The following is a 21,499-nucleotide window of genomic DNA, read 5'->3' as shown; positions in this document are numbered from 1 at the left end:
CCCTCGGGTCCCTCCCAGGCCTCTCCCGCCTCGATCACCTACCACGTCCACGACGCCGCCGAACTCCCCCACCTCGGCACCTACGACGTGGTCCTGGCCGTCTACCTGTTCAACTACGCCCCCGACCGGGCGACGCTGGAGGCCATGCTCACCTCCATCCGAGCGAACTGCCGACCCGGCACCCGCCTCGTCGCGCTGCTCACCGACCCCAGCTCCCCACTGTCACGACCAGGCCTACGCCACTACGGCATCGAATTCGACATCACATCCGATGCCGACCCCGATGCCGACTCCGATGACGCGCAGGACTCGACCGCCACGACAGAAATTGTCTTCACAGCGCACTGCGACCCCCCGGTGTCGTTCCGGCTCCACGCACCGCACCCACACCTCATCGACGAATGCCTCCGCACGGCAGGGTTCAGTGAGATCGGGTGGGGCCGATGCCCGGTCTCCCCGCAAGGCCGGGACCTGTTCGGCGACGCCTACTGGGCCGAGTACCAGCACTCACCACCCTGGATCACCGTCACCGCGATCGCCGGCGTCTGACCAGCCACCATCGACGCACCGGCCGGCGAGGACAGCGACACCCTCACCCAACCCCAACGCCTCGATCAGCAACGACGCATCAGCCCCGTCCACCGCCCGCGCCAGCACGACCCGCGCCGCCGCGGCAGCGACCTGCGGGTCATGACCGGGCTCGGTGCGATACCCCAACGGCACCATCCGCTCGGCCATACTCACCGCCCACCACCCCGAACTCCACCAGCAGCACCAGACACGGTCCCAGACGCGGTCCCAGACGCGGTCCGGGCGGTGGCGCCACCGCGGGTGACCACATGCCGGATCCGCAGCCCCACCAGCAACTTCGGATTCCACGCCCCCCGCACCAGCAACTGATGCTGCGACAACCACGCCACCGCCACCGGGAGCCGACCCTTCAGCCGTTCCCGATCCGCCTTCCCCAACCCGTTCGGGCCCGCTTTCCCCTTCTCCAGCAACGCCCCCACCACCGGGCCCAACGCCCGACGCACCTCCAACGACGGTGCTCGCCGCGCCATCACCGCCCCGATCCGCTGCTGCAACACCGCCTTATCCAGCGGATGCACCATCGTCAACGGTGTCACCTTCACCGGCCCCGACGACCCCACCAGCAGCCAGCCACCCTTCACCGCCTTCGACGCGTTCGGATCCGGCTTGGGCTTCGGCGGCGGCGGCGGCTGACGCTTCCGCTTCGGTGTCGGGCGACCCTTCGGCGGAACCTCCCCCACCAACCCCCCCACCGGGGCCAGGCCCAGCACACACACCGGGCCCGGGAACTCCTGCTGCGCCACCCCCTGCAGATACCCATCCCAGGACCGGCACTTCGTGAACGACGACAACTCCAGCCCCGCCGCCGCAGCGACCTGCGGCACCATCGACACCTCCGGCACCCGATGACACTGCCGCACCCGCAACGACAACCGCGCCGCCCCACCAGGCACCATCGCCATCACCACATCACCCACAGCCAGCTCATGATCAGCACCAGCCACGGTCGCGGTCTTCCGCCCATCGACCAGACGCGTCATCGCCCCCCGACCGAAAATCAACACCGGCGCCGAGTCATCGCCACCCGCGCCAACAACACCAGAGTCAGCGGCAGAGTCAGCGGTCATCAGGATGTCCCCCCAGCCCGTCATCTCACCCGTGAACGACACCGATAATCGCATCCTGACGCTGCCAACACCCACACCAGAGCACCCACGACCCTCACCGACCCCGCCCCGGTCGGCGACACACCGACCCGGAGCTCGTCGTGATCGCAGCCCGCCCCCCGGGCGGGCGAGGACCGGAAGTGGCGCGGCGGCACCCGGACCCCTGACACGTCCTCACCGACCCACCGCCACCCGCGGCTCCCGCGACTCCCGCGACTCCCGCAGCCGCGACAAGAAGCGAGCACACCGTCGAGCACACCGTGGACGCTTCAACGAGAACCGAGCACGACCCCATCGTCACCCGACCAGGTGGCTGCTGTCACGACACACGACCACCTTCCGGTCACGCACAGTCCGTGATCTACTTCCATTCCGTGACGATCACACTCCCTGAACACGACCAGAGCTCCCCCCGACGCCCCCTGGTTCGACGCATCGTGACCGGGCTGGCCACCGCCGGCGCGCTGGCCGCAGCACTGCTCCTCACCCCCGTCGCACCCGCTGCCCACGCCGACACCCCACCGCCAGGACAGCCCTACGGCAACAGCGGATCCAGCCAGTCCACCGTGCGCCCCGGCGGGAACCCCGAATGCCGCCAAGGCGACCCACTGTGGTGCGAGATCGACGGCGGATTCATCACCATCCGCTTCTACGAACCCGGCACCTACGAGTTCGAGTTCACCATGAGCGACGCCGACGGCCGCGGCACCTACACCACCCGCCACACCGTCAGCAACAACGGCCACAGCGGCCCCGTCACCATCCAGGTCGTCAGCCCCTACTTCCGCGAAATGGGCTTCAAGATCGACAAATTCAGCTACCGCTGGTGACGGCCCTCCCACGACGACAGCTCGACCTGACCTGAGCTTGATCTTTAACCTGTGCACTGATCCTTTTCCAACCTGACGTTGGCCCTGGTCGGAAGCTTGAGACGCGACGTCGGAGGCTGGCGGAGTCACCGGCGTGACCTGCATCGACAGGGAACGGGCGGGCCATCGGGCGGCCTTGGAGGACGTCCACCCACCCCGTCCCAGCCAGGTTGAAAAAGGCTCACTGAGGCTTTTCCAACCTGGCCGCGGAGCGTCTGCAGAGCAGCACCGAAGCCGCTCCGGCAGCACGACGGATAACCGCTGATGCAGGTCAGCCCTCTACCGGCCGTCCCGGTGCGACGGCCCCGGAACGGCCTGACCTGGTCAAACGGCAGGTTGGAAAAGCCTCGCTCAAGATCGAGCTGCTCTACTGGCCCGGCACCACGTTCGCGACCCGCCGCGCCGCCGAGCACGCCCTGATCCGCTACCTCGACGGCTGGTACAACCCGCGCCGCATCCAGGCCCGCCTCGGCGGGCTCTCACCCGACGAGTACGAAGACAACTATCGTCGCGCCCAGCGCGACGCCGACGGATAACCCGCACTCCGGCGAACCGGGGGAAGCTCAGCTTCACTCGGGCGACCTGCGGAAGTTCCGCCAGCCTTCGTGTTCCGACCACGCGGGAGCTACTTCGGCGAGGACTTTCCCAACACACACTAAAGGATATATGAATGTCAAACGTTTCCTTCTCGAAGGGCAAATTGACCCGTCGGCAGCTGGGGGCGTATTTTGGTGCAGGGGCCATGGCGCTCAGCGCAGGCGCGCTCCACGAAAAGCAGCCGTTGATGGAATTCATGGACGGGCATGTACGGGGCCTGCGATTGATTGTCCCAAACTCACCGGGCAGTGGATACCATATCAATGCCCAGGCCATGGCCGAAGCGCTCGAGAATGCCGATCTGGCTCACGATGTTGAAATTTTCAATGTTATCGGCTCCAGCGGCGTCGAAGGCCTCTATCGCCTCCTCGGTGATACCGGTAATTCTCGACTGCTGATGTCCATGGGGCTAGGCCTCATAGGAGGAGTGATTGCGAATAACGCTGACTCGTCACTGAGTGAAGCCGCTCCTATTGCTCGCCTCACGACAGAGCCTGAGTCGATCCTGGTGTCCGCCAACTCTCCGTACTACAACTTCAGCGATCTATTAAAAGATTGGAAGGACAATCCTTCTGCTGTTGCAGTGGGGGGCGGCTCCTCTCCGGGGGGGCCTGATCACCTGACGCCGATGCTGACCGCTGAATACATCAACCTGAAGCCAAAGCTAGTTCGCTACGTCGCCCACGACGGTAGAGGGCCCCTCCTGAGCGCGCTCCTCGATGGCAAGGTCTCGTTCGCGGCCGCAGGAGCTGGCGAGTTCGCCTACCAGCTCCGCACGGGGGAGCTCCGGGCCCTGGCGGTCATGGCCGACAGCCGCGTGAAGGGATTGGATGTACCCACTGGGCGAGAGTTCGGAGTTAATGTTGAAGTATTAAATTGGCGTGGCGTGCTCGGATCTCCTGACGTAAGCCTGACAGAGCGATCTGGGCTGGAGCAACTCATATGGCGACTTGCAACCTCTGCTGAATGGAAGACTTATCTCGCCAGTAACAATTGGCAAGATGGGTACCTGTCTCCCTCCCAGTTCCACTCATTTTTGAATGCCGAGCGCTTGCGTGTTCGTCAAGTACTCGGCGAGATTGGAATATTATAACCATAAATTTTACGACCAGGGATGGAGTCTTTTCCGTCGTGTTTGTGCTGCATCTCGTGACGGCGAGTTGCACAACGACCCGAACACCTGCTGCGTGAGCTTCATCGACAGATTCACGGATCTCCGACAACGAGAACTGCGGCTCGTACACAGCCTTTTCCATCGTGAGTTCGCTGACCAGCGAACTCACGATGGAAAAGGCTCAGCGTGGACCACAGGTTCTCGGCGAGGGGTCAGCTCGACGCGTGAATGGACCGGGCCGTCCGCGCACAGGACGGCGTCACAGAGCTCGAACAGCGCATCCGCCCGCGCGGTCAACGAGTCGTAGAACTCCTGCCGGAACCCGGCGAGATCGCCCCGCCGAGCCGGAGTGTCGCCGAGCACCACCGGCCCGGCCACGGCACCGCCCCAAGGTTAAAGATCAAGCTGAGGAGCCTCGACCTCGGCCGCGCCAGAAAACCCGCCGTCGCCCTACACGCCGGTGGGGCGGCCCCCGGGGAGTCGGGGCCGCCCCACCCGGGGGAAGGCGATCCAGCGCTGGTCAGCCCAGGGGAATGACTCCCAGCGCAATCGCCGGTGCCATCATCACCAGCGAGCACACCGCAGCCCGCCAGATGACCTTCTTGTGGTGATCAGCCAGATCGACCTTGGCCAGCGACACCAGCAGCAACATCGCCGGGACCAACGGGCTGGTCATGTGCACCGGCTGCCCGATGATCGACGCACGAGCCATCTCCACCGGCGAGATACCGTAATGCCCGGCCGCTTCGGACAGGATCGGCAGGATCCCGAAGTAGAACGCGTCGTTGGTCAGGAAGAACGTCAACGGCATGCTCAGCACACTGACGATCACCGCGAACCACGACCCGATCTCCGGCGGCACCATCGCGATGATCCCGTTCGCCATCGCCGCGACCATCCCGGTCCCCGACAACACCCCGACCAGCACCGACGCAGCGAACACCATCGCGACCACCGCCACGATCGACGACGCGTGCGCGGTCACCGCCGTGACCTGATCAACCGGGCGGGGGAAGTTCACGACCAACGCGATCGCCGACGCCGCAACGAACACCAGCGACAACGGCAACACATCCAACCCCAGCACCACCAGCAGCGCCACGGTCAACACCAGGTTGAACCAGATCAGCTTCGGCCGCAGCGTCGGGCGGGTCGGATCCAGAACCCCACCCGCATCGATGAACCCCACCCCCGACGCAGACTCCGCCCCACCGACACCCCCGGCACCGGCACCGGCAACCTCGGCGGCGGCGACACCGGCGGCGGCGTGCTCGGGAACCCGGTCGAACTCCGAGGCCACGACCGGCAACGGCCGCCCCGCGGCGGCGAGCCTCTTCCGCTCCGAACGCCCAAGGAGCCAGGCCAGGACCAGCACCGTGACCATCCCCAGCACCATCCCCGGGATCATCGGGTTGAACAACTCCGAAGGCGACACGTTCAACGCCGTCGCCGCCCGCGCGGTCGGCCCACCCCACGGCAAAATGTTGAGGACCCCGTTGGCCAGGTTCGCCACCACCGTCAACGTCACCGGGCTCATCCCCAGCCGCAGGTAGATCGGCAACAACGCCGACACCGTGATGATGAACGTCGTCGACCCATCACCGTCGAGGGACACCGCGCCGGCCAGCACCGCGGTCAGCACCACCAGCCGGACCGGGTCGTTGTTCACCGCCCGCAACACAAACCGGATCAACGGGTCGAACAACCCGACATCGATCATCGTCCCGAAGAAGATGATCGCGAAGAACAGCAACACCGCCGTCGGCGCGAAGTCCTTCATCGCCGACGTGATCGCCTTGACGACCCCGTCCTCCCCCGACTCCGCGACCCCCGTACCGACCGCGACCAGAGCAAACGTCAACGGCACCAACACCAGCGCCAACGTCGGAGCAAGCCGCTTCGACAAGATCAAAAACATGAAGACCGCGATCATCGCGGACCCCAGAGCAATAAGCACGTGGACCCTCACCATTGTCGGTCGATCCGCGGACACTAGCCAGCCAGACCGACCCACCCGCAACATACGATCACAAAGAAACCAAAGATCATGTTGCAGACCGAAACTCCCCGGCGTCCTCACCACCCTCACCGGCCCGACGAAAACCCCCGTCACGCCCCCAGCACCGCAGACACCGCCCACGACGACTGCGACTGCGACGACAGAGCCCAGTAGCGGCCGGTCTTGGTCGCCAGCCCTGCGGCGGCGAGCGCGGTCAACGCTTTCGACACCGCCGGCGCCTTCCGCCCTGTCCGGGCAGCGATCTCCCCGGTCCGAGAACACCCCGCAGACAGAGCGGCGTACACCTCGGACTGCGCAGGCGACAACCCACTCACCTCAGCACTCACCTCAGCACCGACCTCAGCACCGAGGTCAGCGCTGCTCCCGAGGTCATCGAGGCCGGGTCCATCGCCGGCCACTGGCTCCCCACCCCGAAGGGGCACAGCCACGACATCGGCGGCCGTCAACGCCGCCGGCACCGACACACCCGACCACCCCGGCAACACCACCGAAGCCGCAGACTCCACGACCGGGGCGACGCCCCCGCCGCCACTGGCGCCGGTGCTGGTGGCGGTGCTGCGGCGCCAGGCAGCCAGTTTCGCCGTCTGAGCCTCCCACCGCGCCCTCGGCGACAGCCCCTGAGCCGGCTGGAACCGCAGAACCGCCGCCGCGGTGTCCGGATCCAGAGCGGCACCGGGCACCGACCGCACCCACTCCCCCAGATCAGGCGCCCACGCCACCCGGCCCATCGCCATCCGCCCACCCGAACTCGCGAAGCAATACCCACCACCGGCCGGCAACGACGTCGGCGCCACGGCAAGCCCGTCGACCACGACGTTCTCACTACGGTTCATGTTGCGGAACGCGAACAGGTTCCGGGCGGACAGGAAGCTCCGCAGCACCGTCGACCCACCGAAGTCCGGCGCCAGCAGAGACTGCGTCCCGACCACGACAGCGACCCCGTACTTACGGCCGATCCGCACCACCCGCTCCAACCGTCCGATGAAATCCGCCGCCACCAACACCGGATGCGTCGACAGCCGATGCAACTCATCGATGACCCACACCAGCCCCGGCAACCCCGGGGCGGGCAACAGCTTCCGCGCCGACGGCTGAACCGCCGGGTCCGTGATCGCCACCAGCACCCCGGGAACGCCGTCCGGGGCGGACGGGCCCTCAGTGAGCGTGGACTTCAGCAACGACCGCACCTCCAACGCGGCCTCCACCGCCCCCAGCTGGGCCAGGACACCCTCCGGGCCCGACTCCGCCCAATCGGCGACATCATTGAGCACCGGGCTGGAGCCGCCATCAGGGTCACCGTCACCGAAGAACACATGCCAGCACCCCGACGACGCCAGACCCAGCCCGATCGCCTCCAGACACGCCGACTTCCCCGACCCCGGCTCCCCGGTCACCAGACCGTTGCGCACACCGACAGCCTCCACCGCGTGGAAGACCATCTCGCCCTCCCCGTCGGCATACGGGCCCAACGGGATCGCACCGTGCTCATAACGGGGCCCGGTGAACGCGACCCCGCTCGAGAGCACGTCAGCGATGATCACCGTCAGCTGCGCCCAGCCCTCGTCATCGGGATACGGCTCCACCACCAGCTGTTTCCCCGACACACCCAACGCCGAGGCGATCCGGCCCCGACGAGACAGGATGTCGTCGAAACACAGCTCACCGGGCGGAGTCCGCACCGTCCACCGCACCGCCCGCGCCGAATCCGCACGGTCGGTCAACAGTGACCCGGGGAGAGCTTTCCCGCGGCCGGCGACGTTCTCAGCCCACCGCCACGCCAACCCGTCCCCCACATCACCGGCGTCCTCGTCGTGGCCCAGCACCAGGCCAGACGCGGGCACCGTGACCGGGTGAGCGGCCATCCAACCCGACCAGCACGCCGCCGATCCCGCCGCGAGCGCGGCGAGCAGCGCCGGATCCGCCGGGCCGACCACCGCCGACGCCCCCACCCACACCCCCGCACCCACCACACCCGCCCACGACGCCGTCGTCCACGACGACGGGATCCGGCGCCGCCACCACCCCCGCGCCCCGGCCACCCCGGCGGACACAGTGAGCCCGGCACCAACGGCGGTCACCGACGCCGCAACCGGCCCGCCCGAGACCGCGACCAGACCACACACCGCCCAGCCCAGCGCCCCAGCCGCCGCGGCCGCGGCCGTGGCCAGATACGGCACCCGCCGCGCCCACACCCGAGCCCGCACCCGCTCCGCCCGCTCACTCACCACAACCTGACCAGGGGATTCCCGCCGCAACACCGACCCCCGTGCCCGCACCACCACCTCCCCACCCGCGACAGGCTCGGCGGCGGTCAGGCGCTGCAACGCCGCAGCCAGAACCTCCGGACTCACCCCAGCCGCACCGGCCACCCCTGACCCGATCGCCGCACTCATCGATCCTCCAGACACTCAGCCATTCAGTGCTGTTCGGTGCTGTTCGGTGATGCCCCGCACCGCCACGACACGGACGCTCGACGACCGGTACCCACGGACCGGTTTCCGAGGACGGGGCTGACCCCGATGGGCTCCGACCTGCGTATTCACAAACGAGAGCCCATCGAAGACGCGTCAGGTGCGGGTGCCGATGTAGGTGCCCGACACCGTCGCTGCCAGGGAGTCATCGGCCAGGACCTGGTCCTGGGTCGACAGATGCCGCGCGAAATGGGACTGCGCGCTCGAGGCGCTGTCGCGGAACAGCGCCGCGTGCTCCTGCATCTGCCCGAGCAGCGTGATCGGGGCGCCCGACACCCCCGCCGAGGACAACGAGGCCACAGACTGCTCGAGCTCGGTGAACATCCGCTCAGTCAACCCGCGCATCTGCTCACAGAAATGATGCGCACTCCCCGGATCCAGGGTCTCCCCACTCCCCATCGACGCCCCCGAAACGCCGACACTGCTGCTGCTGGCGCTAGCGCTGGTGCTGATCGCGGTCATCAGACCGTCCTTCCCATCGTCACTACTGGTCACGTCACTGCCGGTCACAGAGCTGTTGGTCGTGCTGGTCGGGTCCGGGCGGTGGAGCGGATGCACCGTCGCCCACCCGACACCCACACCGCTCTCGGTCTCGGTCTCGGTCTCGGGAACGCTGCCGTCGGTGGGCAGGTCCTCTGCTTCCTTCCCCGCGGGCTTCTTCCCCGGGGCCGTCCCGGTCACGGGCGGGTCGACGGTGATCACCATCAGCTCCTCCTCCGGAGTCCGGCCGGTGTCACGTTCCGCGGGTCGTGGCGGTCCCGGGCGAGCCGTCCACTCGCCGCGGCCACCCGCACCACGCCGCCGCGTCGTCTGCCCGGCGCGGTCGCGCACCGCGCGGGCCCAGCGTTGCCGCCGCAGCACCCCGGCCGCGGCCCGCTCATGACGGCGGCGCCGGCGCTCGGTGGCGTAATCCCAGCCATCAGCCCACCACGCACCCAACGCTTGCCGGGCCGGGCCGGGCTCGCGCCGACCCCGCGGGTGCGCGATCCGCTCCGCCACCCGCCCGGCCAGGGCTTCAGCGATCGTCGGCCCCAACCGGCGAGCGTCTTTCGCCATACGCCGTTCATGCGCACGTTCAGCACGACGACGCCGATCCCGCAGGCGGGGTGGCTCGGTGCCCCGCGCGGTCGCGATCACCTCCGCACCCGCGTATCTCACCAGGCCCCAGACGACCAGGGCGACCAGCAGGATCGTCTCCACCCGCGATCACCCGGTGATCCACGTCGACGCCACCGCACCCGCACCGCCGACCCCGCGAGCCAGGACGCTGTAGAAACCCGCCAGCAACGGCGCACCGGAGGCGACCGCGAGGGTCGGTGCGGTCAACGCCAGCCACGGATGCCACGACTTCGGGCGCGCGGTCTTCGGCAGGATGCCCTTCACCACGACCTCCAGCGTCGCGACCACACACACCGCCGCCAGCACCGTCCCCCCAGCCACGCCCAACAGCTGGGTGACCGTGGAACTCGCCCCCGACACCGTCGTGAACACCCGACCCAGCAGCGTGCCCAGTACCCCGCCGATCCCGGTCCCCGCGACCAGGAACAACGCGTTCGTCGTCTTCGCGCAGTTCTGGTTGTACTTCAGCCACCCACCCAGGACCAGCGCCAACGCCGCGACCACCCCGGTCGACGCCCACCCCGCCGCGTTCACGACGTGCCCCCGGCAGACGAGGCCCCCGACAGCCAGGTCCCCAGCGACGCCGGCGTCCAGTAGGACCAGGTCACGAACTCCGGCACCAGCAAACCCACGACCGGGACCTGATCCAGTACCGACGCGGCCGTCACCGCCAGCGGCCCGACCGTCCAAAGCCGGCCCGGGGTCCGTGACGCCCACCCCACCACCCCCGACACCACCAGAGCGGGGGCCTGCACCACCCAGAAATGGACGACGGCGACCTGACGCACCATCAGATGCTCCGATGACGTCCAGTCACCACGACGGGCCAGCTCCAGACCCTCGGCAACGGTCACCGGACGCTCCACCACGGCCCGGCAGCCCGCCACCGCATCGACAACTGCTCTCGACACACTGCGGGCGAGTCGCGCCCACCACGGCGGCCCCGCCGCCGGGACCGGACCCCACCCCGCCTTCCCCGCCACAGCCGACACCTCTGGAGTCACCCTCGGCGCCGACTCACTCACCGACGCCGCGCTCGCCGCTGTACTCGCCGCTGTACTCGCCGCTGTACTCGCTGCCGCGCTCATCGCTGGGCCCTTCCCGTCCTCAGCGGCTCCCGCGCCTGCAGCTCCAGGAGCCGATCCCCCGCCGTGACCAGCGCCGAGGTCGCCGACTCGACCAGCCGCGACGCTTCAGCCGGGTCCGGATGCCGCCTACTCGCCGCACCCCGGGCGTAATCGAACGCCGCACACAGCCGCTCCACATCGCTCCCCGCCGCAGCGAAACGCACCACGAACCGCGACCTGCGCCGATCACGGCGACCACGACGCAACACCGTCTCCGCCTCCCCACCGGACAACACAGCGGCGCGACGGCGATACCCGCTCACCGCCGACCACCCCGACCCACACCACGCCCCACAGCACGCCGGTACTCACAAGCCCGGACCACCAGCCCGGCGACGCCGCACCACACCACCACCGCCGCCACCCCCATCACGACCCGCGGCACCGACCAGTCCCCGGCCGCCGGGAACATCGCCCCCACCAGCACAAACACACTGAACCCGACACCACCGGCACCGAGCAGCACCGGCACCGACGACACCACAGCCACCAGCCGCGGCACCCACCGCGACACCGCAGCCCGCACCGGATGCGGCGCGAACCGCGGACGACGCACCCGCACCCGCTCCGGCGGAAGCAACGACAACTGACCCGGATCGCTCGGGAGACCCGACCGGCCCGACGGGTGATCCAGCGAATGGACCGGCGAACGACGAGAAACCTGACGAGACAGCCCCGATGACGACACGACAACAGACACGCAAACCTCACCCCAAAAAGGAAGAAGCAGGAGATAACGGACACCTTCGCTCGCACAGTCACCCCTACAGCAGCTACAGCCAGACGAAGACAGCCCGAGAAAGAACGAGACAGAACCAGACAGACACTCACACCGAAACGGTCAGGACTGACCGCCCGGAGGGGGCGGGGACGCAGCCCGGCTAGGCCAGAGCAGCGACCCGGACACCGTTCACACGCCCCGCCGCCGCACGACCAGACGCCGTCGGCGAACCGAACGCCGTAGCGGCGGGCGACGCGGCGGTGCGGTGCAGGAACGCGGTGACGTGGTCATAGGCGTCACCGGCCAGCTGAGCCCGGGACTTACCCACGCCGAAGGTCTTACGGATCGCCTCCCGCGACACCGACCCCGCACGCTCCCCCGACACCCCCGGAGCAGGAATCAGACCATCGGCCACAGCGCGGCGGGTCCGCTCATAGAGCACCACCGTGTCCGCCGACGCCTCATCCAGACGGGTCGGGGCGAGCTCGTCATACAGCTCGGCGAAGATCGGCCGGAACACCGAATGCAACACATGCTGGACAACGACCGCGGCGGCAACCAGCAGCGGCGGCAACACATGAGCCAGGGTCGACCCCGGGTCGAAGCCATACCGCACACCCCACGGCACCACCGTCAGAGCAAGCGACGCCCCAGCCAGACCGGCGTCCAGGGCATACAGGCCGCGGGGGATCCGGCGGCCGTGCTGCACCGCAGTGAACCCGACGAACAACGACACGACCAGCAGCACCGACGCCAGAGGCTCGATCAGATACCCGTACCACGGGCCGTCGACACCGACCACACCGTCATGCACGGTCACCGACATGAACAGCACACCCGCGGCGATCAACGCCGGCGGCACCATCGACAACCCGACATAACGCCGATACGTCGACGTCAGCCGGCGATCGGGGTTCAGCAACCGGTCCCGGTTCGCGACCGCACGCCCGGCCCAGCCGGCCTCCCGACGCTCCCCACGAGCAGCGGCGATCTCACCCATCCGCACCCGCCGGGCCTCCGCCCGCTCCGCGCCACGCAGCTTCTCGGCGACCCGGCGGTCCGCGCGGCGCTCACGCGCCGACCGCGCCTGCACCAGAGCCGGATCGTCCTGCAACGCCACGACCGCGCGGGCCTGAGCCACCTCACGAGCCAGCAACCGGGCCTCACCGATCAGCCGCGGCGCCGCCACATCAGAGCCATCGGGACCGGCGCCCGGATCAGCGCCAGGGGCCGCAGTGGGGATCAGGCCCTCTGCCCACCCCTGCGGCCGGGAACCGTTCGAGCGAGAGCCGTTCGGGCGAGAGCCGTTCATCGGGCCCACCCCGGCGACCAGACCGACGCAGAACCACGCGGCAGCGGGATCGACGCCCACAGGCGATCGATCAGCGTCTCGGTCCACCCATCCGGGAACCAGCCGAGCCACTCACAGCCCAGACCCTCATCCGGAAGACTCGCCCCACCCGGAGGTGGAACATTGAACATCGTGCAGGCAGGATGCCTCACAGCCGATCACCTGTTTCGTTTCAGCAGGTTGGTTGGTGAGACCGGCGCCCCGGATCTATGTCCGGGGTGTCGGTCGCCCACCCAGCAGCAGCCGGGCGGTCTTTTCCATGTCTAGCACCCCGCCCGGCCCGGTGACAAGACCGGACCTCGACCCGCCGTCACCGCCCGGACACCCACCGCATCCGATACCGCACCCAGCCGACGGCCCATGCGGGACCCGGCGATCACAGCCGCAGCGGATGCCGCCGAAGGGAAATTTTCCGGGGCGCCTCGCGCGCGAGCGCGACGCGCGCCCACGCGCACATCGCGTTGAGACCCGCACCAGTCACCGACCACCGAGGAAATTTCCGCCAGGAAAAACCCGGGCTCGCCCCGGCGGGCCCCGGCGTCGAGGGCCACCAGCAGCACCGGCCACGCACCCGCCGCGACCAGCCCGACAGGCTGGCACAACCGGCACCCCCGGCAGAGACCCACAGCCAGCGATCCGGCCGGACGCGAGCCGGCCGGCGGCGAGCCGGCGACCGGCGCCGCACCACGATCCGACCGAGGACCGCGACCGATCGCAGCAGCAACAACCACACCGGCGGCGGCGGCGTCGTCGGCGGCGGTGTCGGCGGCGGCGGCGGCGGTGTCACGTGTCGGACGCTCGAGAGATCCGGCGGCGCCGACCGAGATGCCGGCGAGGAAAATTCCTCGCCAGACACACCGACGGGCCAGGCTCAACGCGATGCGCGCGTAAGCGCGCGTCACGCACGCGCGCGAGGAGCCCGGGATTTCCACCGGAGACACCCACCGAGACACACAAGGAGACGCCGCCGCGCAAACCTTGAGCGGGTACGGCCGAACACTCATGCACCAGGCGCTCGATAACACCCGGGACTGCGTCGCGGGACCGTGACGCGAACCTGGAGGGCGCCACCCGCGCGGTCGCGGCGGCCACGCCGGTTAGGCGGCAGCCGGCGCCGTGAGCGACGGTGACGGGAACGGGGTGGCCCACGATCCGGCGCGGCAACCTCCCGGCCGGCCACAGCCGCTGGGTTCGGCCCGAGGGGCGGGCGGCAGCGACCCGAGGCGGCCCGGGATCGGCGGCGGATAGCAGGGCACGGGCGCGGCCGAACACGCCAACACCGAACGTTCCGACCCCGAACGTTCCGACACTGAGTGCTCCGCCGCGGACGACCCGGGCAGCTCTGCTCGCCTGGCCGCGCAGAAGGCGTCCCATGATCGCTCCACAGGTAGCGGGACCAGCACTTTCACCTCACGCATCAGACGTCGGGCGGTGCGTCGGACACGGCCGGATGACACCGGCACCGAACCCGGCACCAAGAGGAATCCCCAGGTCAAGGCGTCGCGGCCCTACGGGTCGCGCCGAGCGTCAGGGCCTGACGGTATCCATGATCGTTTCTGTGTGGCGTTTCCGCTGGTCCCGACACTTACCGACACCTGATCGCCCGGAGCGTCGCGGGCGGCGGGCGCGAGTGGTGACTCCCCCCGGGGCGGGCCACGTACGGATACATCCGCAGGTCAGAGGAGCGATCCAGGGAGCGAACACCTCACCCGGAGGGCCTCCGGCGCCCGGTGGGGCGATCATGAAACGGATCGTTTCCGCTGGTCCCGGTATTTGTCGACGCCCTGTCGCATGTCGGCATGAGGGTGGCGCGAGCGGCCGGCGGCGGTGAGCGGCCGACCTGAGCCTGAGAGAATCCCCAGGTCAGAGACCCAACCTCGCCGGGTCATCGACTCCGAGGGCCGGACGCGCGGAGCCACTGGTTGACCATGCATCGGCTTGTTTCCGCTGGTCCGGGCAGTTGTCGATGGCGTATCGCCCCGGCCGGAGGTGAAGTCGGGGCCGGAGGTGTTGCTGCAGGGCGGCGGTGGGTTCGGGAGGATTCCCAGGTCGGTGCCGGTGCAGTGGTGGCGGGTGCCTGCCTGGACACCACTGGCGCGGACCCTCGCCTCGATCATGGTGTGGGGTGTTTGCGCTGGTCCGGGCGGGTGTGATGGCGCCTGGGTGATGGTGCCTGGGTGATGGCGTTGTGGGTGTGGACGAGGAGCGGAGCGAGGAGCCGATGAGGAATCGGGTGTGGGCGGCGGGGCAGGTTTTCGAGGTCACCGACGAGACCGCGCGGGCGGTGGTGGTGCCGCTGCAGGCAGCGTTGGAGGCCGAGGCGCGCGGCCCGGACGCCCACCTGCTGCAGGACTTCTACGTCGAGGGCGGTGCTGAGCTGCGGGAGCTGACCGGGAGTGCATTGGTGATGCAGGTAGTGGTCGGGGCCGGGGACCGGCGGCGGGGGCGGGCGGCGGCGCAGCGGGTGTTGCGGCGGGCGTTCCTTGCCGCGGTGGTCGATCCGGGCGGGCCGTTGGGTCATCTGCCCGTCGAGGAACGCGTCGACGCCGCGGAGGCCCTCTACGAGTCCACAGGGGCCCGACCGGTCGTCGACGAGGAGCCGATCGGTGAGCAAGTGGCCCTGAGACCTGACTCGTAACAGCCGCCGCGCAGCAGGCCAGCTTCGACAACTGCATCAAGATCGCCCCACAGGTATCGGGACCAGCACTTTCACCGCCCGCAACACGCGGCGCGCGGCACGCTGCACAGCGCTGGGTGGCACCGCCGGCGAAGTCCTTTCCGGGAGGGATCCCCAGGTCAGAGCGTCACGGGCGGTGCAGGTGTCCGGCAGCATGCCACCCTCCAACGTTCATGATCGCTCCTCTGGGCCGTTTCCGCTGGTCCGGGCACTTCCCGATACCCGCTCGGCGGGATCGGCGCGGGAGTGGCGCTCGGGCGGCGGCGGCAGCCGTGAAGGCCCCGGGTCGAGTGAATGCCCAGGTCAGCGACATGAAGATCCCGGCGAGCATCGCCGGGCAGGACCGGCAACGAGGGGGTCGGTTGATCACCGATCCAGGGGGTTTCTGCTGGTCCGGGCACTTGTCGATAGCATGTCGCCCTTTCCTGGCGGGACATGCGCGGCGCACGGCGACACCCGGGCCAGGGGCCTTCTATCGCAAATATCTGCAGGTCAGAGCCCTCGGAGCCGGGTCCGCAGGGCGCCGGGCGACACCGGAGACCGGAGGCGCGACCCCACATGATGATCATGGATTGGGGTCGTTTCTGCTGGTCTCACTACTTCTCGATGTCTGGTCGCGGTAATGGGTGCAGGGTGTGCGGGCGGCCGGTGCTAAGGCCCGGTCAGCCCGGCGGGTTCGCGAATCCCCAGGTCAGAGAGCTGTTCAGAGCTATCGGGCAAGGATGGATAGCAGCACCCTCCGCGGCGTGTGTCGATCATGGGGCGGGTCGTTTCCGCTGGTCGGGGTAGGTCAGCCTGGAGAGGGGATGCCTGGGCTGGTGCTGGTGCTGGTGCTGGTGGAGAGTCCGGGTGGATGCGGTCAGGATGCGGTGGGGATGCCGGCCTCAGCGCAGGGCGACGAGGGAAGAGGGCGATATGCGGTCGTGGGTGGTGGTTCAGACCTTCGATGTTTCTGATGCGGCGGCGGAGGCGTTGGCGGTGCCGTTACGGCAGGCGTTGCGGGCCGAGCAGGCCGGTGCGGCGGGTCGGGTGGTGGAGGATCATGACGTCGTGGCGGGCGCGTCGGTACGCGCGGAGATCGGGCGGGCCCTGGCGGTGATGGTGGCCGTGACCGCTGGGGATCGGCGGCGCGGGCGGGTGCACGGCCGGCGGGTGCTGCGGGCGGCGTTCCAGGCTGCCGCGCAAGCCCCGTGGGGGCCGTTGGCTCAGGTGGCCGCCGTGGAACGCGCCGAAGCCGCGGAACAGCTCTACACCCGCACGGTGGACCGGCTGGTCGTCGCCGAGACGGCACCCGGGCCGCTGCGGCAGATGCTGAAGCAGCAGCTGGGCGTGGACCTGATCCGCGGCGGCTTCCTCTGACAGCGTCGGCCGTTCCGACCCGGCTCCCGGGTGACTGGCTGGGCGGCTGGGGCCCGCGACATGATCGCGTCGCAGGTATCGGGACCAGCGCTTTTACCGTACGCACCACGCGGCGGGCACCATCGCCGCTCGGCGGCGGTTAACACTGGCGGTGTGTCGAGCGTTCGGATCCTGGGCGGAGCTGCTGGTGTTCTCCGTGCCGCTCGTGTTGTCCTGGCCGGTTGTTGGTCGGGGACCGTTGATGACCGCAGCAGAGGTGCTCGTAGCGGGTGTGGCGGGCGTGTGACCGCTGTGGGTGACCGCTGGGTCGTGGGCAAGTCGACCCGGACCGCAGTCCGCGCTAGCGGGCGAGGACCGGAAGCGGCGCGGCAGCACCGTTCGTGCGACGCGGCAGCGCGCGGCCGGGTGCGGGTGTTGGTGTTCAGCATGACGTTCCGGTCGAGCTGGGGCGTCGGGACCGCCGGTCGGCGAGTAGAGCGGTGATCTGTGCGTAGGCGGTCTCGCGGGCGCCAACGGAAATGACATCGTGGTCGGGGACGAGCCCGGTGAGGAGTGCGTGGCGGTCGCGGGCCTGGTTACGGACCAGGGTGGCCCGGGCCTGAGTGCGCTGCTGGTCGTCAGCGTGTAGCGCGGCGACGGTGAGCTGGGTGTGGCCGTAGGGCAGCCGCCCGGCGGCGGCGTGGCCGTGCCGGGCCGCGAGGCCGGCACGGCGTTCGGCGTCGAGGTGTGGGGCGGTGAGGGGCCCGTCCGGGCCGGTCCAGGGTGCGAGGCGGTGGCGGAGCCACGCCGTAGGCCAGCGGACCTGGGAGGCGGGGCAGCGCTCGACCGGGCGTGTGGGTCCAGCAGGTGTGGGCTCGGGTGTGGGCTGGTGTGCCAGGGCGTGGCGTAGGTCGTTGTTGGTCCATCCGGCCTGCCAGAAGGGTTTCATCCGTGCCCGGATCGCCCGCGGGGACAACCGCGCGAGCAGGGGGTCGTCGCGGAGCTGGCGTGCGGCGGCGAGCATCTCCCCCCCGGTGCGCGGCACCCGGTCATCGAACCAGTCCCCGTAACGCCGGGCGTGGCAGGGCGGCTCCGGCCGCGCCAGCCGTGCTGGCCGTGCTGGTTGCGGGGACCGCGTAGCGGTCCGGGCACCGGCCCTGGCCCGGCCTTGGGCCGGGTTGTGGATGATCGTTTTCGCGCGCGTATGAACAGAACTCTTACCTTCGGTAAGAGTAAACCCCGTTGGGGTCCAACTTTCGCCGCGCAACGACCCCGACGAGGTCTCGAGAGGGCCCGCCGACGTGGTTTCGGAGGGGATGTCGCCGATCTCGGTGAGCGGGCGGTCGCGGTCGCGGTGCTTGGCGGTGTTCGACTCGGTGACCGCGTGGTCGGGCAGGCGGAGTTGGTAGACCGCTGCCCGGTTCCCGCACCGGCCCAGGATCGCGGTCTGGAGCGGCCCGCGGTACTGCGGGGTCGAACCGGACTCGACCAGCAGCAACCAGCCGGCCTCACGCAGCTTCGCGAGCCAGGACGCGACCGAGGACCGCGCCCACCCCGAAACCTCCTGCAAACGAGCCCAGGTCGGCCACGTGTAATGATCAGCCCAGTCCGCGCGCAGCGCCAGCTCGTTGAGCAGAGGGTCCAACCGGCGGCGGACATCACGACGCGCCTGCTGATACCAGGTCGATGCCTCGATAGCCTCGCGCCAGTCCCGGGCAGTCCGCGGCAGGACCCCGGCGGCCTCGGCGTCACCGGCCCCGGGGTCAGCATCACCGGTGATCGCCGCCCAGCACCGATCGCAGACCACCGAGTCCAACACCGTGCCCCGCGCACGACCGGACCGGCGCACACAGTGCGTACACATCCGCGGCGCTGGCGGGCCAGACAGCGACAGCACGCCCGCCCCCGACCAGCCCGCCGCGCCCGTCACCGCGGCCACAGCAGCCAGCTCACCCGGGTCGAGCGGGTTCAGCGCCCAGAGCCCGACATCGAGACCGGCCCGAACCACACACCCACACACATCCCGGGAGGCCTCGCCAGGGGGTGTTGCCGGATCTTGACTGGCCGAGTTATCCTTGAGATACGCCTTCAACGCGTCTTTGCTCCTTCAGGTGAGCGTGTGGGGGCTGAAGGAGCGGAGCTGGAACTCCGTTGTACTTCCTTCGTAGGGCCCGGCCGACAGGTCGGGCCCTACGTCGTTCTGAAGCACATACTGCTGCCGATGCTGCTTCAGCCCGCCATATCGAATTGAGATCAAAGGACAACCAGCATGTGGCTGCTGTCCTGAGCGGTCTAGGTGGTCATCGTCGTCGGTCCTTCGTCTGGTCGGGGATCTGCTCCCTCAGAGGTCCTGCCATCCGGGTCCCGGAAGAGCCGGAAGAGCCGGAAGAGCCGGAAGAGCCGGAAGAGCCGGAAGAGCCGGAAGAGCCGGAAGAGCCGGAAGAGCCGGAAGAGCCGGAAGAGCCAGCTCACTGTCTGATCTTGCCAGACCCGGCTACTGGCCCGGTCGGTGGCCGCTCTTACGGGCGTGTCGACCGCTGGGGTGGCCCGCCGGGCCCGTGGCGTCCATCGCGGTCGTCTAGGTCGTCGAGGTGCTCGACGCAGTCATCGAGGATCGCTTGGGTGGTCCGGACATGCCACGCCGCCGGCGCCTGATCCTCCAGCGTCGCCCCGTACGGGTTACGGACCTTCTCCGCCGCACACACCAACTCCCGGGTCGCCGCGAGGATCTTGTCCCGCAACCAGTTCTCCTCCACATCCACCCCACCACGACCCGCCCGCCGGACAGGACGGGTCGGGACGAGCCCCGGCGGCATCCACTGCCGTGCGGGATCCGGATCGGCGGGGGACGGATCGAGCATCGTGACCTCCGGGGAGACGAAGTACCTGCACGCGACGCGCAGCCAACCTCACAGCGCCGGCCAGTCAGCTCCGGCAGTGGTGAGTGATCGCGCCGTCACGGCGCGCGACCGAAAGAGTGGCACCCTCTGACGACGGCGTCAACTCCCTAGTTCAGCAGAGGTGCGTCGGACGACGACGCTGACTGATCCGTCCGTGTGGCGATGCGGGACGCTGCTACGGTTGGCCCTGGCCCTGGCCCTGGCCCTGGCCCTGGCCCTGGCCCTGGCCCTGGCCCTGGAGAGGACGATGCGTTGATGTCAGCTATCGAGGAGGATTGTTCGCTTACGTTTGCGGACAAGATAAATCAAGCCTTCGCGACGATGCATCGCCCGGGGGAGGATCCGCCTACGAATCGGGAGGTGGCTAATTGGTTGGCGGAAAATTCTAAGAACGGTGAGCCAACCCTCAGCGAGAACTATATAGGCCTTCTCAGGCGAGGTTTTCGAACGAATCCGACCTTGCATACTTTGCAGGCCTTGGCCCGATTTTTTGAAGTGCCCGTAGGTTATTTCGCAGAGAGCGGCTCGGCTGCGAAAGTGATTCACGAGGAACTTCAGTTGGTCGCGAGTTTACGTGACGCTAAGGTGCGCGGTATCGCGGCGCGCGCAGCGAGTCTGGACTCTGAGATGCGGTCGTGGCTCCACGATTTTGTGAACACGCTCCCTGGTGGGCGACCGCTGGGTAAGCAGCGGGATCAAGCGCGTCTACGATCTTTTGAGGTACCGGCCGATGAAGACCTTGACGCCTGGTGATTCTGGAGTGGAGCTGGGCTCACCTAACTTGGGTGACAACCTTATCTAGGATGTTGAGTAGGGAGTGAGCAGGCTGTGCTGGGAAAGTTTGGGCCGCGAAGGTTGCCGCTTTTGTGCTGGCCGGGACAGGGAGTGGAAGCACGGGCGAGCGGGCTGGTCCGTGATCTCGGCATGACGTTCCCGCTGGATCTGGATGAGTTCTGTCGGAAGGTCGGGGAGAACCGCAGACGACCCCTACAGGTCGTGGCATTCAATTTTCCCGACCCACGTATATTTGGGCTGTGGGTAGAATGTGATGCCGAAGATTTTATCTTCCACGATGCGAATCTGGCGCCTCGGCAGCGCACCAGGACAATTTTACACGAGATCGGCCACATGACGCTGGGGCATCAGCTGGGAGCCGGTGGCGATGATGATGTGGTGAGGATGGTGGCTCCGCATCTTCCTCCTGGCGTGATGCGGCGCCGCTGTCTTCGCCGAGACTGTTTTGAGTCTCCTCAAGAAAACGATGCCGAGCACTTTGCTGCCATGCTCCAGTACTGGAACTACCGCGCCGTCATGGTCAGCAAGTGCAGTATCTCAGGCGAACCGATAATGGATGCAATCGATATCTTCTGACCTTCCCGATTCGGCGGCCTCACCGTGGGTATCACCGCTATAGCTGTATGGTGCGTGCTTGCAATAGCGTTTTTGTCGCGACTTTTGGTGAATCAGCCCGCGCGGCGTCGCCCCACCGGGAACCTGC

At 68.5% G+C, this 21,499-nt stretch carries 17 protein-coding genes; 7 read left to right on the top strand and 10 right to left on the bottom strand.

Going from position 1 to position 21,499, the window contains the following annotated elements:
- The coding region (locus Ae331Ps2_RS29375; RefSeq protein ID WP_217695664.1) for a class I SAM-dependent methyltransferase at window positions 1-549 on the top strand (549 nt) is incomplete at its 5' end.
- Between the two features lie 191 nt (window positions 550-740).
- Here Ae331Ps2_RS29375 and Ae331Ps2_RS34055 read toward each other — a convergent pair.
- Window positions 741-1,700 (bottom strand): hypothetical protein, encoded by a 960-nt coding sequence (locus tag Ae331Ps2_RS34055; RefSeq protein WP_075329862.1) that lies wholly within the window; start codon window positions 1,698-1,700, stop codon window positions 741-743.
- Between the two features lie 353 nt (window positions 1,701-2,053).
- Here Ae331Ps2_RS34055 and Ae331Ps2_RS29365 point away from each other — a divergent pair, with 353 nt between their 5' ends.
- The 3 genes from Ae331Ps2_RS29365 to Ae331Ps2_RS29355 all read left to right on the top strand — a co-directional run bounded on the left by Ae331Ps2_RS29365 (window position 2,054) and on the right by Ae331Ps2_RS29355 (window position 4,256).
- Window positions 2,054-2,527: a hypothetical protein gene (locus Ae331Ps2_RS29365; RefSeq protein WP_139317242.1), complete on the top strand. Its 474-nt coding sequence runs from the start codon at window positions 2,054-2,056 to the stop codon at window positions 2,525-2,527.
- A gap of 239 nt (window positions 2,528-2,766) precedes the next feature.
- Window positions 2,767-3,102 (top strand): IS3 family transposase, encoded by a 336-nt coding sequence (locus Ae331Ps2_RS34470; RefSeq protein ID WP_083696427.1) that lies wholly within the window; start codon window positions 2,767-2,769, stop codon window positions 3,100-3,102.
- Window positions 3,103-3,236: 134 nt separating this feature from the next.
- Entirely contained in the window at window positions 3,237-4,256 is a 1,020-nt protein-coding gene (locus tag Ae331Ps2_RS29355) for a tripartite tricarboxylate transporter substrate binding protein (protein ID WP_083696424.1), read from the top strand.
- Between the two features lie 541 nt (window positions 4,257-4,797).
- Here the strand turns inward: Ae331Ps2_RS29355 and Ae331Ps2_RS29345 are convergent.
- The 7 genes from Ae331Ps2_RS29345 to Ae331Ps2_RS29310 form a co-directional block, all read right to left on the bottom strand.
- Complete coding sequence (locus tag Ae331Ps2_RS29345; RefSeq protein ID WP_254864924.1) at window positions 4,798-6,210, bottom strand: CitMHS family transporter; 1,413 nt, start codon at window positions 6,208-6,210, stop codon at window positions 4,798-4,800.
- 176 nt (window positions 6,211-6,386) lie between these two features.
- Window positions 6,387-8,690: an ATP-binding protein gene (locus tag Ae331Ps2_RS29340; protein ID WP_139319262.1), complete on the bottom strand. Its 2,304-nt coding sequence runs from the start codon at window positions 8,688-8,690 to the stop codon at window positions 6,387-6,389.
- 174 nt (window positions 8,691-8,864) lie between these two features.
- Complete coding sequence (locus Ae331Ps2_RS31650; RefSeq protein WP_139319144.1) at window positions 8,865-9,968, bottom strand: hypothetical protein; 1,104 nt, start codon at window positions 9,966-9,968, stop codon at window positions 8,865-8,867.
- A gap of 6 nt (window positions 9,969-9,974) precedes the next feature.
- Entirely contained in the window at window positions 9,975-10,421 is a 447-nt protein-coding gene (locus Ae331Ps2_RS29330) for a hypothetical protein (RefSeq protein WP_075302849.1), read from the bottom strand.
- Window positions 10,418-10,741, bottom strand: a complete 324-nt coding sequence (locus tag Ae331Ps2_RS29325; RefSeq protein ID WP_139319143.1) for a hypothetical protein — start codon at window positions 10,739-10,741, stop codon at window positions 10,418-10,420. The genes Ae331Ps2_RS29330 and Ae331Ps2_RS29325 overlap by 4 nt, the downstream gene beginning before the upstream one ends.
- Window positions 10,742-11,273: 532 nt before the next feature.
- Window positions 11,274-11,714 carry a hypothetical protein gene (locus Ae331Ps2_RS31645; protein WP_139317245.1) on the bottom strand — a complete coding sequence of 147 codons (441 nt, stop codon included), beginning with the start codon at window positions 11,712-11,714 and terminating at the stop codon, window positions 11,274-11,276.
- Window positions 11,715-11,895: 181 nt separating this feature from the next.
- The gene (locus Ae331Ps2_RS29310; RefSeq protein WP_139319142.1) at window positions 11,896-13,107 is read right to left on the bottom strand and encodes a hypothetical protein; all 1,212 of its coding nucleotides are present in this window, start codon (window positions 13,105-13,107) and stop codon (window positions 11,896-11,898) included.
- A 2,173-nt stretch (window positions 13,108-15,280) separates the two neighbouring features.
- On the opposite strand from Ae331Ps2_RS29310, the gene Ae331Ps2_RS29305 reads away from it, so the two are divergent.
- Entirely contained in the window at window positions 15,281-15,724 is a 444-nt protein-coding gene (locus Ae331Ps2_RS29305) for a hypothetical protein (RefSeq protein ID WP_075313314.1), read from the top strand.
- 966 nt (window positions 15,725-16,690) lie between these two features.
- Window positions 16,691-17,122 carry a hypothetical protein gene (locus tag Ae331Ps2_RS29300; RefSeq protein ID WP_139319140.1) on the top strand — a complete coding sequence of 144 codons (432 nt, stop codon included), beginning with the start codon at window positions 16,691-16,693 and terminating at the stop codon, window positions 17,120-17,122.
- A gap of 421 nt (window positions 17,123-17,543) precedes the next feature.
- On the opposite strand, the gene Ae331Ps2_RS29295 is transcribed toward Ae331Ps2_RS29300, so the two are convergent.
- The gene (locus Ae331Ps2_RS29295) at window positions 17,544-19,193 is read right to left on the bottom strand and encodes a hypothetical protein (protein WP_139319261.1); all 1,650 of its coding nucleotides are present in this window, start codon (window positions 19,191-19,193) and stop codon (window positions 17,544-17,546) included.
- A gap of 427 nt (window positions 19,194-19,620) precedes the next feature.
- Window positions 19,621-19,962: a hypothetical protein gene (locus Ae331Ps2_RS32365; protein WP_139317227.1), complete on the bottom strand. Its 342-nt coding sequence runs from the start codon at window positions 19,960-19,962 to the stop codon at window positions 19,621-19,623.
- Between the two features lie 963 nt (window positions 19,963-20,925).
- Between Ae331Ps2_RS32365 and Ae331Ps2_RS31640 the strand changes: the two genes are divergently transcribed.
- The gene (locus tag Ae331Ps2_RS31640) at window positions 20,926-21,372 is read left to right on the top strand and encodes an ImmA/IrrE family metallo-endopeptidase (protein WP_139317229.1); all 447 of its coding nucleotides are present in this window, start codon (window positions 20,926-20,928) and stop codon (window positions 21,370-21,372) included.
- The last annotated feature ends 127 nt before the right edge of the window (window positions 21,373-21,499 follow it).

The organism is Pseudonocardia sp. Ae331_Ps2, from assembly GCF_001932405.1.
Classification (GTDB): domain Bacteria; phylum Actinomycetota; class Actinomycetes; order Mycobacteriales; family Pseudonocardiaceae; genus Pseudonocardia.
The sequence above is the reverse complement of the archived record's forward strand: the minus strand, read 5'-3'. Positions and strand labels throughout refer to the sequence as shown.